Genomic DNA, 14,468 nt, shown 5'->3' with positions numbered 1-14,468 from the left:
CCGCCCTCCGTGCCATAGCGGGGGTGTGAGGTGCGCATAGCCGTCACCGGATCGGTCGCCACCGACCACCTCATGACCTTTCCCGGACGCATCAGCGACCAGCTCCTGGCCGACAAGCTCGACCGGATCTCCCTGTCCTTCCTCGTGGACACCCTGGACATCCGGGACGGCGGCGTCGCCGCCAACATCGCCTACGGGCTGGCCCGGCTCGGCCACCGCCCGCTGCTCGTCGCGGCCGTCGGCCAGGACTTCCACGACTACGGCCGCCGGCTCGCGGCCCTGGGCGTGCGCACCTCGGCGGTGCACGCCTCCGCCACCCGGCACACGGCCCGCTTCCTGTGCACCACCGACCCGGACGGCAACCAACTCGCCTCCTTCTACGCGGGCGCGATGGCGGAGGCGGCCGACATCGACCTCGTCGACGTGATGAACCGGTGCGGCAGAGCCGACCTGGTACTGATCGGGGCCGACGCCCCGGCGGCGATGCTCCGCCATACCCGGGCCTGCCGCACCCTGCGGATCCCCTACGCCGCCGACCCGGCCCAGCAGCTGGCCCGCCTCGAAGGCCCGGACATACGGGAACTCGCGGACGGTGCGCAGCTGTTGTTCACCAACGAGTACGAGCACGAACTGCTGCTGCGCAAGACCGGCTGGACCCACACGGAGGTGCTGCGGCGGGTCGGCACGTGGATCACCACGCTCGGGGAGAAGGGCAGCCGCATCGAACGGGCGGGCAGCCCGGCAGTGGACGTCTCCGCGGTCCCCACGGACGCCGTGGTCGACCCGACCGGCGTCGGCGACGCCTTCCGGGCCGGCTACCTGGCCGCCCTCGCCGCAGGACACACCTCCGTGCGCTGCGCGCGGACGGGTTCCGTGATGGCCTCGCTCGCCCTGTCGGCCGTGGGCACGCAGACGTACGACACCACACCGGACGCGGTACGGGAACTGCTCCGCACCGCCTACCGGACGGACGCGCCGGACGCCATCCCCACCCCCGCCCGCACCGCGGCCGCACCGGCGGAGCCGGCCGCGACCGCCGCACGCTTCGCGGGGTCCGCAGCCGGCGAGGCGCGCCGGTGAGCACGCTCACGCTGCCCCGTACGAGCCCGGGCCCGGCCGCTCTGATCGCGGCCGGCCACCGCTCCTACTCCTTCGAGTTCTTCCCGCCCAAGACGGGTCAGGGCGAACGCGTGCTGTGGCAGGCCCTGCGCCGGGTCGAGGCCGTCGACCCGTCCTTCGTCTCCGTCACCTACGGGGCGGGCGGATCCTCACGGGAGCGGACCACCGCCCTCACCCAGCGGATCGCGGAGCACACCATCCTGCGCCCCGTCGCGCACCTCACCGCGGTCGGCCACTCGGTGGCCGAACTGCGCCGCATCATCGGGCGCTACGCCGACGCGGGCGTGCGCGACGTACTCGTCCTGCGCGGCGATCCGCCCGGTGACCCGCGGGGGCCGTGGACCCGCCATCCGGGGGGTCTCGACCACGCGGTGGACCTGGTCCGGCTGGTACGGGAGCTGGGCGACTTCAGCATCGCGGTCGCCGCGTTCCCCGAACGCCACCCCCGCTCAGCCGACTGGGACGGCGACATCCGGCACTTCGTCGCCAAATGCCGGGCGGGCGCCGACTACGCCATCACCCAGATGTTCTTCCGCGCGGAGGACTACTTCCGGCTGCGCGACCGGCTGGATGCCGCCGGATGCGACACCCCGGTCATCCCGGAGATCATGCCCGCCACCCGGTACGACCAGATCCGCCGCTTCGCCGACCTGAGCGATGCCGCCTTCCCGCCCGACCTGGCCCGCCGTCTGCACGCCGCCCGGCACGACCCCGACGAGGCCCATCGCGTAGGCGTCGAGCACGCCACCGAGCTGGCCCAACGCCTCCTGGACCACGGGGCGCCGGGGCTGCACTACATCACCCTCAACCGGTCCACCGCGGCACTCGACATCCACCGCCGGCTGAGCCTGCCCACCCGCCCCGCGGACCAGTAGGGCGGGGATCCACCACGGCCGTCCGCGCGAGGCGACCGTACGCGCACGTTCCGAGTCCGCACCCTCGACCCCGGGAGACGCATGCCCATGACCCGCACCGCCCCCTTCATGACCTGCACGGGCCCCGTGCTCCCTTCCCGCCCCGCCCTCAAGCGCTACGAGGTCTACGGCCGGCGCGTGCGGCCCGATGAGGACGGCGGCAACCCCGGCCCGCCCGCCCGGCACGCGCCGACAGAGGCGGCCGGGGCCGTCGAGGCCGCCGAGGCCTTCGAATCCGAGGAGGACCGGTGAGCAGGTTGCGCTGGCTGACCGCCGGGGAGTCACACGGACCCGCACTCGTCGCCACGCTGGAGGGACTCCCTTCCGGTGTTCCGGTCACCACGCGGATGGTGGCGCACGCGCTGGCCAGGCGGCGGCTGGGCCATGGGCGTGGCGCCCGGATGAAGTTCGAGGAGGACGAAGTCTCCTTCCTGGGCGGGGTGCGGCACGGCCTGACCATGGGCGGCCCCGTCGCGATCATGGTGGGCAACACCGAGTGGCCGAAGTGGGAGACGGTGATGGCGGCCGATCCGGTGGCCCCGGCGGAGCTGGCCCGGCTGGCGCGCAACGCGCCGCTGACCCGACCCCGCCCCGGTCACGCGGATCTGGCCGGTATGCAGAAGTACGGGCTGGACGATGCCCGGCCGGTTCTCGAGCGGGCGAGTGCGCGGGAGACGGCGGCGCGGGTGGCGCTGGGCGCGGTCGCCAGGTCGTACCTGAAGCAGACGACCGGCATCGAGATCGTCTCCCACGTGGTGGAGCTGGCCACGGCCCGTGCCCCGTACGGTGTGCTGCCCACGCCTTCGGACGAGGCGAGGCTGGACGAGGATCCGGTGCGCTGCCTGGATCCGGAGGCTTCGAAGGCGATGGTCGCGGAGATCGACCGGGCCCACAAGGACGGCGACACCCTCGGTGGTGTGGTCGAGGTGCTGGCGTACGGCGTACCGGTGGGTCTCGGCTCGTTCACGCACTGGGACCGGCGGTTGGACTCGCGGCTCGCAGGTGCGTTGATGGGTATCCAGGCGATCAAGGGCGTCGAGGTCGGCGACGGCTTCGCCCTGGCGAGGGTGCCGGGGTCGAAGGCGCACGACGAGATCGTGCGGACAGCCGAGGGGGTGAAGCGTACGACCGGCCGGGCGGGCGGCACCGAGGGCGGCATGTCCACGGGTGAGCTGCTACGGGTCCGGGCGGCGATGAAACCGATCGCGACGGTTCCGCGTGCGCTGGCGACGATCGACGTGGCGACCGGCGAGGCGGCCGCCGCGCACCATCAGCGGTCCGACGTGTGTGCCGTCCCGGCGGCGGGCATCGTGGCGGAGGCCGTGGTCGCGCTGGTGCTGGCGGACGCGGTGGCCGAGAAGTTCGGCGGGGACGGGGTCGGCGAGACGCGGCGCAACGTGCGGTCGTACCTGGCGCATCTCCCGATCGGGTGAGCGGCGCGGCGAACGGTGCGGCGAACGGTGTGAGGTGCCCGACCCGATCGTGAGGGGTGGGCACCTCGCCGCGCGCGGACCGTGCCCCCACACCAGCCCGGGGATCAACCCCGCGCGTGCTGCTGGAGGGTGGCAGCCAAGAGGTGGGAATCGAGCAGGGAGACGTCTGCCGTCCTGTCCGCCCGTGCGTACCCGGCCAGCATCCGCTTGGTCAGGACGAGTGCTTCGGGCGAGCGTCGGACGAGTGGCCTGGTCCAGGAATCGATCACCTTGTCCAGTTGGTCGAGCGGGGCGGTCCGGTGGAGCAGACCGATGCGGTGGGCCGTCTCGGCGTCGAAGACGTCGCAGGTGAGCATGAGTTCGCGGATCCTGGCGGCGCCCACCTCGGAGACCAGGCGTCCCATCGCCCCGCCCCACGCCGGCGGCAGCCCGATGCCCACCTCCGGCATGCGGAAGCGGCTGGTGTCGGCACCGGCACGCAGATCGCAGAAGGAGGCGAGGGCGAGACCCGCGCCGATGACCCGCCCGTGCAGCCGGGCGATGGTGACCGCGTGGGTGTTCTCCAGGGCCTGGCACAGGCGGTGCGCCTTGTCGGCGATGCGCCGCAGGCCCACTCCGGACGGATCGGCGGCCAAGGCCTCCTGGTACTCGTTGCGGTCGGCACCCAGGCAGAAGTCCGTACCCAGCGACGACAGCGTCAGGATCCGGACGTCGGGTCTCTCGTGCAGCTCGTCGAGCAGGGTGATGAGATCGTCGAGGACCGCGGTGTCCAACGTGTCCTCCTGCCCCCAGGGGTTGAGACGGACATGCAGTACGGGGCCGTCCTGCTCGGTGCGCATCGCCTTGGGAGCGGTCCGGACGTGTGCGGGGGCGGGGGAGGGGGCCGGGTCGGTCATGCGAGTGCCACGTCCAGGTTCAGGAGTCGCCGGAACGCCACACGGGGCGCCATCGACGGGGGGCGTACGAGGGTGAGGCGGGGCAGGCGCTGGACCAGTTGGTGGAGGAGCGTCTGCGCTTCGAGGCGGGCCAGCGGTGCGCCGAGGCAGTAGTGGATGCCGCCGCTGAACGCGAGGTGGTCGGCGGCCCGTTCGGGGTCGAACCGGTCCGGGTCGCTGTGCCTGGCCGGGTCCCGGTGCGCCGCGCCGATCATGAGGTGGACCATCTCGTCGCGGCGGATCTCGAAGCCGCCCAGCACGGAGTCCTGCGAGGCGATCCTGCTGATCACGTGGGTGGGCGGGTCGTAGCGGAGGGTCTCTTCCACGAACCCGGCCACCAGGCCCGGGTTGTCGGCGACCACGGCCCAGCGGTCCGGGCTCTCGACGAGGCGGAGCGTCATGGTCGAGAGGAGGGTCGCGGTGGTTTCCAGGGCGGCCAGCAGGACGAACAACACGAGGAAGTAGACCGCTTCGTCGGCCTTGTCCTGGTCGGGCTCGATCGCGTCCCACGTCCGGATCCACCGGGTGACGGGGTCGTCGCCGGGGTGGGAGCGCCGGTCACGCACCAAGGCCATGAAATAGGTGCGGAGTTCGGCGGTGGCGGCGTCGGACAACGCGAGTTGGCTGGCCGACGGCAGCAGCTCCTGGGTGAAGACCTGATCGTGGGTCAACTCCCGGAGTCTGGGCCAGTCGGCCTGTGGTAGCCCCAGCCAGTCACCTATGGCGGCCACGGGCAGCTCCTCGCAGACGAGCTCCGCGAAGTCCGCCTCGCCGGTGCGTATTCGCTCCGTGAAGGCGTCGAGGAGCTGATTCGCGGTCCGTTTCACATTGCGGCCGATGCGCTCCACGGTGCTCCGGTCGAAGGTGCCCGCCGCCCGTCGCACCTTGGTGTGGTCCGGTGGGTTGAGCGCGGCGAGCGTGTTGCCCATCTCGCGCGAGGAGGGCGCGTTCCAGCGCGTCCCGGCCCCTTGGCGCTCGCGCCATTCCCGGTCGGGCTCCAGCCACTGACGGCTGCGCAGAACCTGGTCGCAGGCGGCGAAGCCCGTGACGGCGAAACCGCCCCAGGGGGCGGGCACCACCTCGCCCCGCGCGAGTAGTTCGGTGTAGATGGGGAAGGGGTCTGCCTGCCCTCTGGCCGTACGGAGACGGGAGAAGAGGGAGGCGGACGCCCGGCGGTCGTACGTCGGGATAGTGGCAACGCCCATATGGCGGCTCCTTTCTGAGAACCAGCCGCCATGCATACCCGCATGATCGTTAGAGCATCCACTACCACTGAGTACTCAGCGAGTTACTAGAATCACACTTGCCTCACTCGCCCCTGGTCCATGCCAGGAAGCGGCTGAACAGGCCGCCCTTCGACTGCGGCGCGGCCCCGGCGTTCGCACGCGAGGGTCCGGAGCCGGCGGGCGCGGGGGCGGCCGTCTGCTGCGGGAAGGGCTGGCCCGCGTTCGAGCCGGCCGTCCCGGCCACCGGGGGAACGGTCTTCGGGGTGAAGCGGATCGGGAGGGTGACCAGCGAGCGGCTCCACGGGCTCGGCGCCCAGGTGAGCGACTTGAACGGGACCCGCAGCTCGACGTCGTGGAGCTGGTTGAGCAGCGCCTCGACGGCAGTCACGGCGATCATGAAAGCCGGGTCCTTGGCGGGGCACGCGTGCGGGCCCGCCCCGAAGGCCAAGTGCGCCTTGGCGCTGAGCTGTTCGCGGTGTTCGGTCAGCTTCGGGTCGGTGTTGGCCGCGGCGAACGAGATGAGGACCGGGTCGTTGGTCCGGACCACCCTGCCGCCGAGCTCGACGTCGTGAGTCGGGTAGTGAACCGCGTAGTTGGCGATCGGCGCGTAGTTCCAGAGGGTCTGGGAGACCGCGTCCTCGACCGGGAGACCGGCCTGCCAGTCCTCTCCGAGGTACAGGGCGCTGCTGGTGCCGATGGCCGCGGCCAGCGGCGCGGTGCCGCCGGAGAGCAGGGTGACGAGCTGGTGCAGCACCTCCTCGTCGCTCAGCTGGGACGAGTGCTCCATCAGCCGCGTCGTCAGGTCGTCCGTCGGGCGCCGCCGCTTGAGTTCGATCAGTTCGGTGAGCGCCCCGCCGAGCACCTCGTCGGCACCGGGCGTCCCCTCGAAGATGCCGCTGATGCCGGCGATCACGCGGTCGCCGATCTCGGGCGGGCAGCCGAACAGGTCGCTGAAGACCAGCAGCGGCAGCGGCTGGGCGTACTCGGACATCAGCTCCGCCTGGCCGCGGATGTCGGTACTGAACTGGCTGATCAGGTAGTTGGCGGACTGCTGCGTCTGCCTGATGAGCTGGTGCTCGTTGACCGTGGCGAGGCTGTCGGTGACCGCCCGGCGCAGTCGGGCGTGTGCCGCACCGTCGCTGAAGAGCGCGTTGGGGCGGTAACCCATCATGGGCAGCGCCGGACTGTCTGCGGGGACGCGGCCTTCGTTGAGGGCGTTCCAGCGGCGGGAGTCGCGTACGAAGGAGGCCGGGTTCTGCAGGACGTACAGGGCGGCGTCGTAGCTCGTGACGAGTTCGGCCTGGACGCCGGGGGCGATGTCCACGGGTGCGCTGTGGCCGAAGAGGCGCAGCTGCTCGTACTGGCTGTCGGGGTCGGCTCCGAACTCGGGACCGTACAGCTGGACGTTCCCGTGCGCGGGGCAGCCGGGGGGTATCTCCTGCGGCCCAAGAGGCTGTTGCATGGCGGGGGGGCTCCTAGCTGAGTTGGGACATGAGGTGTTTCACGAGGGTGATGAGGGCCCGCGCGGAGGAACTCTCGTCCCGTACGTCGCACTCCACGACAGGGGTCTCGGCGGTGAGGTTCAGCGCCTCGTGCACCTCGTCGAGCGGGTAGTGCGTGGTGCCCTCGAAGTGGTTCACGGCAATGGCGTACGTCAGGCCGAAGCGTTCGACGAGGTCCAGGACGGGGAAGGACTCGTGCAGTCGCTCCGGGTCGACGAGGACCAGCGCGCCCAGGGCCCCCCGGGAGAGCTCTTCCCACATCTCCTTGAAGCGCTCCTGGCCGGGCGTTCCGAAGAGGTAGAGGACCAGGGTGTCGCTCAGGGTGAGCCGGCCGAAGTCCATGGCGACGGTGGTGGTCGTCTTGTCGGGTGTGCCCGACAGGTCATCGAAGCCCACGCTGGCTTCGGTGATCTCTTCCTCGGTCCGCAGGGGTTCGATCTCGGAGAGACTGCCGATGCAGGTGGTCTTGCCGACCCCGAAGTGCCCCACTATGAGGATCTTCACCGCGTGGGAGACATCTGGATCCAGGTACACGGGGGTTACGCTCCGAATCGATTCTTCAGGCCCTCGAGGACGGCGCTGACCAGTTCTCTGTCGACACGTTCGGCGCGCGGTATCGGTGTCCTCGCGAGGATGAGGTTGTCCTCCTCCAACTGCGCCAGCAGGATGCGGACGATGCCCAGGGGCAGGTGGGTGTGCCCCGCCACCTCGGCCACGGACAGGAAGCCGTTCGCCACCAGGTCCATGACCTGCCCCGCTTCCGGGGACAGCGTGCGGGCCGCGGCCTGTCCGTTCTCCACCGCCGCCGTCACGAGCGTCGTGTGCTCGTACTCGTGGTCCGGGGGCAGCGCTCGTCCGTTCGTGATCACGAAGAGGGGGACTAACGGAGACGTCAGTTCCAGCTCTTCATCCTGTTCGAACCCATCAGGCATGGCGCGTCCCCTTCCCTTGTGCCGCCGTCGCGTTCGCCGTCGCGGTCAGTCGGGGAACCACCTCGTGCAGACGCGTCGTGAACTGCTCGATGTCGCAGTCGTGTTCGGCGGCCGCCGCCAGGAAGGCATCGGGTCCGGCCGTCATCAGGAAGATCCAGCCGTGCTGGAACTCGATGACCGTCTGACGCCATTCCGCGTCCTCGATGACCCCCGCGAACTGGGAGGTCACCCGGCTGTAGGCGTGGATGCCGGTCATGGCCGCGGAGATCGTGTCCGCGAGGTCGCGGTTCATCCCGCTGGTCGCCCCGCGGGGAAGACCGTCCGATCCCAGCAGCACGGCGTGGCGGGCGCCCTTGACCTCGGACATCACCTGGTCGAGCTCGCCGAGGGCGAACCCCGTGTCACCGGAGCCCTGCTGCCGGGGGACACCCGCCCGTGGCCCACCGGCCTCCTCGGAGTTCACCCGCGGCGGCGAGGTGAGGTTGTTGCCCAGTCGGGCGACGAGGCGGTGCATGCGGAAGGAGATCTGCTGCATGTCCACATCGGGCGCGGCCGCGGCGGCGAGGTAGGAGCCCTGCCCCGCACCGATCAGGAAGCTCCAGCCGTGCGAGAACTCGATGATCGTCTGGTTCCACTGCCGGTCCTCCTCGGGGCCGGCGAAGTGTGCCGTCGCCCGGCTGAGCGACTGCATCCCGGCCATGGCCGCCGAGATGGTGCGTACGTCCTTCTCGGCCAGGCCCTCGGTCGCGCCGCGGGGAAGGCCGTCCGCGGACAGCAGGACGGCGTGCCGTGCGTGGGGCACGTTGTGCACGATGTCCTCGAGCATCCACGACAGGTCTGCGGTCATGCCTCTTCGGGCCCTTCGAACGAGGTGGCGTCAAGGTTGCGACCGGAGAGCGTGCCGCGCTGGAAGGCCCCCAGACTGCGCCCGGAGGCGCGGCCCGTTTCCCCCGCGGTCCGCGGCGCGGGCGCGGCGGTGTCGGCATCGGGATCGGGGACGCTCGCGATGGGCGCCTGGCGTGCGCCGCGCTTGGGCAGGCCGTGCATCGTGCGCGAGGTCGCGCTCGGCTGCGGCCGGCTCTCGGTGGCGCGCCGGATGTCGCTGACCGGGGCCTCGGAAGCCGCCGGAGCCCTCGGGGCCGGCGGGGCCTGCGGGGCGGGCGGTATCTCCTCCATGGTCCACAGCTCCTCGGGCAAGAGGACGACGGCCCTGACGCCGCCGTACCTGGAGACTCCGGTGACGTCGACCTTGAAACCGTGCTGACGCGCGATCAGGCCGATGACCGGGAAGCCGAACTTCGGCTGAGTCCCCAGCTGCGACAGACGGGGGGCGACTTCTCCCGAGAGCAGCGCGGTCGCCCGCTGCCGCTCTTCGTCGTTCATGCTGACACCGGCGTCGTCGATGACGATGCACAGGTTGTTCTGGACGCGCTGGAACGTCACCTCGATCGGCGCGTCGTGCTGCGAGAAGCTGGCGGCGTTGTCGAGCAGCTCCGCCACGGCGAGGGCGACCGGCGCGACCGCGGACGACTTCAGGGCGAGGCTGGTCTGCTGCATGATGGCGACCCGGTTGAAGTTGCGGATCTGCCCCTGGGCGCTGCGCACCACGTCGTAGACGCTGGCGGGCCTGTTGCGGCGGCCGAGCGGCGCGCCGCACATGACGGCGATGCCCTGAGCCTTGCGCGCCATCTGGGCGTTGGCGTGGTTCACGTCCAACAGGTCGCTGAGGACCGTGTGTCCGCCGTACTTGCGCTGGATGCCGTCCAGGAGCGTCGTCTGCTCGGCCGCGAGGCTCTGCAGGAGGCTGGCGGCACCCTTGAGGACGGCCTTGGTGTTCTCCTCCGCCGCTTCCTTGGCTTCGCGGAGCGTGGCGTCCTGCTCGTTCCGGAACCGCTGCAGCTCGGCGTACGACGCGTGCAGTTGGCTGTCCGCGGAGAGGAGCCGGTGTCTCAGTTCGGCCTCGGTGTGTTCCTTCTTCGCCCCCAGCGCTCTGTTGCGGGCGACGAGTGCCACGACCGCGACAACGGCTATCGCCGCCACCGCAACCAAGCACCACACAAGTGCGTCTCGATTCATGGAAACCTTTCCCGGCGCGTGCCATGCGGACGGCTGCAGATGCACCTCGCGAGGCCCCGCAACACAGCTGATCGACACGGTTCACCTGCTGTTACGCGGTGAGCATGCCGCCGATCACACATCAGCATCTGCGTCAAAATGGAACAAGATCACAGATGCGGGGATGCTATCACCGGATCTTCGGCCCCTCGGACGCCCACCATGACGCCGCATCCGCCCAACCAGGCTGCCACAGCCGCTGGTTGACATGGCCTTTCGGCCCCTCGCCTCTGCCGCCGACCCCGCTTCCCGTCACCGATCCGTTAAACAGTTCTTCACGTGAGGAGTGGCGATCTCTCACATCTGCCGACGGGGCCGTCAACCGGCCCCAGGACGAGCCGCAACGGCAGATGCCTGCGCCCGGTCCATGGGTGCTCGGTTCGGAGACTGCCCGTTAGCGGAATCCGCGGGGGACGCGAACAGGCCGCCGTCCGATCCGCGCTTCGCCAACAGGTCGTGCAGCGCCTGCTCCTGACGGGCCGGGTGGCCACCGCCATCGTCGCGTCCGCTCACGCCGGGGGACGAATCCTCTCGCCCCGGGCGTCACAGGGCAGCACGGCCTGGGGATGTGAGGACCGCAGGGTGCGCAGGGTCTGCGCCTCGACGGCCGTGATCGCTTTGGGCGGCACGTTGATCAGCCAGCCGAAGGGCCGGTCCACGTCGCGGATGATGAACAGGGCGCTGCCCAGCAGGACCGTGATGACCACCAGGGCGGCGAGCTGTCCGCGGTTGTCCCGGTGCGGCACGGCGACGCCGAGGGAGACCACGGTCACGGTCAGCGCGCAGAGCAGGAACCAGAACATGGGCGCCGGGATGCTGGGGGCGGCCTGGGCCAGCCGCTCCTCGCGGGCCAGCGCCCGCTGGTCGTCGGCGGCGATCAGCATTCCGAAGGACTGCTCGGCGCGCAACTGCCGGAACACCTCGGGGAAAACGCTGCTCCACTCGTCGGAGGCGGACGAGGCGCGGACCTCGGCCATGGCCGGCCACTCCGAGAACCGCACCGTCCGCGCGTAGCAGACGGTGTCCTCGAGCAGCCGGGTCCGCTGCGGCTCGGGGGCGTAGCCCGCCATCGACGCGAGGTGGGCCAGCTCGTGCGCCTCCCGCCGGGCGGCGCTGTCGGCCAGCCCGTACGAGCCCGAAGCGGTCACCAGCACGAAGGCCAGCAGCAGGATCGTCAGGGTCTGCATCGGGCCGACCAGGTCCTGGACGCCCATGCCCTGCTCGCTCGCGCGGACCAGCCGCGGCCGCAGGTACCGGTTCGCGGCGAACGACGCCACCAGCGCGAGCACCAGCACCACGATGATGACCACCGGCCGCACCTCCCGTCACGGCATCCTCCAGCCCCACCCCGGCCCCCCTCCCGCCGCCGCGCCCGGCCCCCCACCCGAACGGCCCTGGACACGGGGCAGGAGTGCGCCTTCCAGCCGGGCTCGTAGGAGGTGGCCGTTCTCCCAGCGTCCGAATCCGTCGGCCGAAAGCGACCGGAAGTCGCCCGGGGCCACGCGCCGGCTCGGGCGGATGGTCGGGGCGGTACTCGTGGCCTTCGTTGCCCGCCCGGATTCCGCTGTTCAGCTCTTGCGGGCCAGCGGCTGCCCGGCGAAACTCACGCCTTCCAGGCCATGGGCCATGAGGTTGCGAATGTTGCTGTGATCGGTGCCGTTCGGCGTCGCCAGCACGCTGCGGTAGTGCTCACCGAACGCCAGCAGCGCTTCGCGGTCGCTCAGCCCCTCCAGCAGGGCCAGCCCCAGCGTCTTGCAGGAGCCCTCGTTCTCCCCTGCGACGTTTTCCAGGTCCCCGTTGCGGAACGCCTGCGGCTGGTACTCGTAATGCGCGGCGACGAAGGCCAAGGTGTCGGCGAACTCGTGCTCGCCCGACGCAAGGCTCGCCCGCAGCGAGTTCAGATCAGTCATGTTGGTTCCCCTGGCTTGAACAGACGTTCCGATTGCCGTCCGTGACCGGACGACATTACCCCTTCAGCGCCAGCCGGCAGGAACCGCGCGACACGGCCGAGCGAGCGGCAACTCCGCAGGTCACGACGCGCGTCGGGGTCGCAGCCGGGCGCACCGTTCAACGTCCCCGAACGTCAGGCCGAGAGGCTGGAGACCGCGTCACCGACGTACTTGGATCCCAACACGGCGAACAGCACCGCCATGATCGCTGCGCTGTGTGCGGACATCCCCGTCTTCCAGCCGCCGAGGATCTCTGCCGCACGCGCTCCGCCGAACAGGAAGACGGTGACCGGTACGGCTGTGCAGAGCGAGGCCACGAGCACCATCACGACCACCGCGACCGTCTTGCCGCCCGTGTCCGCGCCGCTGCCGGCGATGGCGACCGCGCCGCCGACGAGCAGGACGAGGTTCTTGGGGTTGGCGACCGCCAGGAGACCGGCCAGGCCCACGGCCTTGCCGGGTGTGAACCGGTCGATCGCCGCCATCCACTTCGGAGTGGGGGCGGGACGGCCCTCCCTGGGGCGGCCCCGGAACTGCTTGAACGCGAGGAGCAAGAACAGCACGCCCAGAACCAGCTTCAGCCAGCTGGTCCAGGCGGCCGGGCCACCGTCGGAGTCTGCCGCGCCGGCTCCGCTGCCCAGCAGCACCAGCACCGTGGCGGCCACCGCCAGGGACACCGTCCACCCCGCGGCGAAGGCGAGACCGTTGGCGCGGCCCTTGGGGGTGGCGAGCATCAAGATGACGGCGATCATCGGCATGGGGCTGATCGCGATACCAACAGCGGACGGCAGCATCTGCCCGATCGCGTCTCCCACCGCACACCTCCTTGATCAAACCCTGCGGGGCCGCACACCCACCGCACACCCACCCGGCGGATGCGGAGCCACACATCTCGCGGCCCACAGCCCCGACGCTATGAGCAAACCTCGTCCCCCGCACCCCAGGCGCCGTGCCCGCTCCGCCCCGATGGCACCGGAGCAGCCGGCCACGCGGGGCTGCCGCCGCCGTGTGCCCGCCGCCCCGCGTGGCGCGCCCCGGGGAGGGAGCCGAGAATGAGAGAGCCGGACAAGATCCGCGCAAGGTCGCCCGCAGAGACCGCGGCGCTGCGTGCCGGGGCGCTCCCACCCGCAAGGGCGGTCGCACGACGAGGTGACGCGCGAGCTCTCTGAGCAGCGCCGCTCCGGGGCGTTCGGGGCAGGAAGCACCTTCCTCCCCGGCATGCTGTCAAGGACCCAGGTGATCGCACATGTGCCGATGGCTCGCCTACTCGGGGACACCCATGCTGCTCGACACCATCCTGTACAAACCGGCCCACTCGCTGATCGACCAGAGCCTGCACTCCAAGCTCGGCGTGGAGACCACGAACGGCGACGGGTTCGGCGTCGGCTGGTACTCGGAGGACAACAGCACGCCGGCCCTGCTCCGAGACGTGGGCCCCGCCTGGAACAACCGCAACCTGCGGGAAATGGCGGACCACGTCCGCTCCCCGCTGTTCTTCGCCCACATCCGGGCATCGACCGGCACCGCGGTGCAGCAGTCGAACTGCCACCCGTTCCGGCACGGTCGCTGGATGTTCATGCACAACGGCGCCATCTCCGGCTTCCACCTGATGCGCCGGGACCTCACGCTGCTCGTCGACCCCGCGCTGTACGCCGACATCGAAGGGACGACCGACTCCGAGGTGATGTTCTACCTGGCCCTCACCTTCGGCCTGGACCAGGACCCGCCCGCCGCCGTGGCCCGGATGGCGGGGGTCGTGGAGCGCGCCGGGCACGACCACGGCGTGGAGTTCCCGCTCCAGATGACACTCGCCATCACCGACGGCGAAAGGGTCTGGGCCTTCCGCTACTCCAGCGGGCACGCGTCCCGGTCGCTGTTCTACAGCAGCCGGGTGGACGCCCTGCGCAGACTGCACCCCGATGTCGCGTTCCTGCGCGACGTTTCCGAGGAGACCCGCCTCATCGTGTCCGAACCCCTAGGTGATCTGCCCGGCGCCTGGAACGAAGTACCCGAGAGCAGCTACGGCGTCGTCCAGCCCGGCGCCGACGAGCTGTTCCCGTTCGCCCCGTCCCCTGCCTGACACGAGCCGCTATGGAGCGGACGAGCGGGGGCAACGTCCGCGTCGCTCCCTCCTATCGGACGGACCGGCCGCAGGGGCATCGGCGCGCACTCACCACGCTGGGCCGAACGGGTGGCCCGGAGGACCCTCCGGACGCGGATCCGTGGTGGCTTCCGTACGGTGAGGAGAAACGATCATCAGGCCCGGCAGCGGGCCGGGCGAAGGGGACCGGCGGATGACCGACCCGGGCCGGAAAGGGTCTGATGCCGCATCGTGGTGGCGAT

The 14,468-nt window shown here is 70.8% G+C and carries 15 protein-coding genes; 5 read left to right on the top strand and 10 right to left on the bottom strand.

The window, feature by feature from the left end:
• Positions 1–30 precede the first annotated feature (30 nt).
• The 4 genes from AC6CKD_RS27360 to aroC all read left to right on the top strand — a co-directional run bounded on the left by AC6CKD_RS27360 (position 31) and on the right by aroC (position 3,466).
• On the top strand, positions 31–1,080 hold the full coding sequence (locus AC6CKD_RS27360) for a carbohydrate kinase family protein (RefSeq protein ID WP_498330776.1): 1,050 nt from the start codon (positions 31–33) through the stop codon (positions 1,078–1,080).
• A 41-nt stretch (positions 1,081–1,121) separates the two neighbouring features.
• Positions 1,122–1,994: a methylenetetrahydrofolate reductase [NAD(P)H] gene (gene metF, locus AC6CKD_RS27355; protein WP_498330794.1), complete on the top strand. Its 873-nt coding sequence runs from the start codon at positions 1,122–1,124 to the stop codon at positions 1,992–1,994.
• Between the two features lie 87 nt (positions 1,995–2,081).
• Positions 2,082–2,285, top strand: coding sequence for a hypothetical protein (locus tag AC6CKD_RS27350; RefSeq protein WP_498330774.1), 204 nt, complete (start codon positions 2,082–2,084; stop codon positions 2,283–2,285).
• Positions 2,282–3,466, top strand: a complete 1,185-nt coding sequence (gene aroC, locus AC6CKD_RS27345) for a chorismate synthase (protein WP_498330772.1) — start codon at positions 2,282–2,284, stop codon at positions 3,464–3,466. The genes AC6CKD_RS27350 and aroC overlap by 4 nt, the downstream gene beginning before the upstream one ends.
• A gap of 104 nt (positions 3,467–3,570) precedes the next feature.
• On the opposite strand, the gene AC6CKD_RS27340 is transcribed toward aroC, so the two are convergent.
• From AC6CKD_RS27340 to AC6CKD_RS27295, 10 genes are all read right to left on the bottom strand, one after another.
• Positions 3,571–4,362 carry an enoyl-CoA hydratase/isomerase family protein gene (locus tag AC6CKD_RS27340; protein WP_498330771.1) on the bottom strand — a complete coding sequence of 264 codons (792 nt, stop codon included), beginning with the start codon at positions 4,360–4,362 and terminating at the stop codon, positions 3,571–3,573.
• Entirely contained in the window at positions 4,359–5,606 is a 1,248-nt protein-coding gene (locus AC6CKD_RS27335; protein WP_498330770.1) for a cytochrome P450, read from the bottom strand. The genes AC6CKD_RS27340 and AC6CKD_RS27335 overlap by 4 nt, the downstream gene beginning before the upstream one ends.
• A 103-nt stretch (positions 5,607–5,709) precedes the next feature.
• Positions 5,710–7,089: a cytochrome P450 family protein gene (locus AC6CKD_RS27330; protein ID WP_498330768.1), complete on the bottom strand. Its 1,380-nt coding sequence runs from the start codon at positions 7,087–7,089 to the stop codon at positions 5,710–5,712.
• Between the two features lie 13 nt (positions 7,090–7,102).
• Positions 7,103–7,663: a GTP-binding protein gene (locus AC6CKD_RS27325; protein WP_498330767.1), complete on the bottom strand. Its 561-nt coding sequence runs from the start codon at positions 7,661–7,663 to the stop codon at positions 7,103–7,105.
• Between the two features lie 5 nt (positions 7,664–7,668).
• Positions 7,669–8,061: a DUF742 domain-containing protein gene (locus AC6CKD_RS27320; protein WP_478687790.1), complete on the bottom strand. Its 393-nt coding sequence runs from the start codon at positions 8,059–8,061 to the stop codon at positions 7,669–7,671.
• Positions 8,054–8,908 carry a roadblock/LC7 domain-containing protein gene (locus AC6CKD_RS27315; RefSeq protein WP_498330765.1) on the bottom strand — a complete coding sequence of 285 codons (855 nt, stop codon included), beginning with the start codon at positions 8,906–8,908 and terminating at the stop codon, positions 8,054–8,056. Before AC6CKD_RS27315 ends, AC6CKD_RS27320 begins: the two co-directional genes overlap by 8 nt.
• Positions 8,905–10,137, bottom strand: coding sequence for an ATP-binding protein (locus tag AC6CKD_RS27310; RefSeq protein ID WP_498330763.1), 1,233 nt, complete (start codon positions 10,135–10,137; stop codon positions 8,905–8,907). Before AC6CKD_RS27310 ends, AC6CKD_RS27315 begins: the two co-directional genes overlap by 4 nt.
• 548 nt (positions 10,138–10,685) lie before the next feature.
• Positions 10,686–11,486, bottom strand: a complete 801-nt coding sequence (locus AC6CKD_RS27305; protein ID WP_498330761.1) for a bestrophin-like domain — start codon at positions 11,484–11,486, stop codon at positions 10,686–10,688.
• A gap of 258 nt (positions 11,487–11,744) precedes the next feature.
• Positions 11,745–12,086 carry a HopJ type III effector protein gene (locus AC6CKD_RS27300; RefSeq protein WP_498330759.1) on the bottom strand — a complete coding sequence of 114 codons (342 nt, stop codon included), beginning with the start codon at positions 12,084–12,086 and terminating at the stop codon, positions 11,745–11,747.
• Positions 12,087–12,259: 173 nt separating this feature from the next.
• A complete protein-coding gene (locus AC6CKD_RS27295; protein ID WP_498330757.1) occupies positions 12,260–12,940 on the bottom strand; it encodes a GAP family protein in 681 nt (226 codons plus the stop codon).
• A gap of 431 nt (positions 12,941–13,371) precedes the next feature.
• On the opposite strand from AC6CKD_RS27295, the gene AC6CKD_RS27290 reads away from it, so the two are divergent.
• On the top strand, positions 13,372–14,205 hold the full coding sequence (locus tag AC6CKD_RS27290) for a class II glutamine amidotransferase (protein WP_498330755.1): 834 nt from the start codon (positions 13,372–13,374) through the stop codon (positions 14,203–14,205).
• The last annotated feature ends 263 nt before the right edge of the window (positions 14,206–14,468 follow it).

The sequence above is a fragment of the Streptomyces sp. GQ60 genome, from assembly GCF_059758875.1.
This window is presented reverse-complemented; position numbering and strand designations above follow the sequence as displayed.

What these genes read in the sequence shown, in the direction of transcription:
- AC6CKD_RS27310 (WP_498330763.1), bottom strand. Translation starts at nt 10,137, where the DNA reads ATGAATCGAGACGCACTTGTGTGGTGCTTGGTTGCGGTGGCGGCGATA.
- AC6CKD_RS27330 (WP_498330768.1), bottom strand. Translation starts at nt 7,089, where the DNA reads ATGCAACAGCCTCTTGGGCCGCAGGAGATACCCCCCGGCTGCCCCGCG.
- AC6CKD_RS27350 (WP_498330774.1), top strand. Translation starts at nt 2,082, where the DNA reads ATGACCCGCACCGCCCCCTTCATGACCTGCACGGGCCCCGTGCTCCCT.
- AC6CKD_RS27300 (WP_498330759.1), bottom strand. Translation starts at nt 12,086, where the DNA reads ATGACTGATCTGAACTCGCTGCGGGCGAGCCTTGCGTCGGGCGAGCAC.
- AC6CKD_RS27320 (WP_478687790.1), bottom strand. Translation starts at nt 8,061, where the DNA reads ATGCCTGATGGGTTCGAACAGGATGAAGAGCTGGAACTGACGTCTCCG.
- AC6CKD_RS27290 (WP_498330755.1), top strand. Translation starts at nt 13,372, where the DNA reads ATGTGCCGATGGCTCGCCTACTCGGGGACACCCATGCTGCTCGACACC.
- AC6CKD_RS27340 (WP_498330771.1), bottom strand. Translation starts at nt 4,362, where the DNA reads ATGACCGACCCGGCCCCCTCCCCCGCCCCCGCACACGTCCGGACCGCT.
- AC6CKD_RS27335 (WP_498330770.1), bottom strand. Translation starts at nt 5,606, where the DNA reads ATGGGCGTTGCCACTATCCCGACGTACGACCGCCGGGCGTCCGCCTCC.
- AC6CKD_RS27315 (WP_498330765.1), bottom strand. Translation starts at nt 8,908, where the DNA reads ATGACCGCAGACCTGTCGTGGATGCTCGAGGACATCGTGCACAACGTG.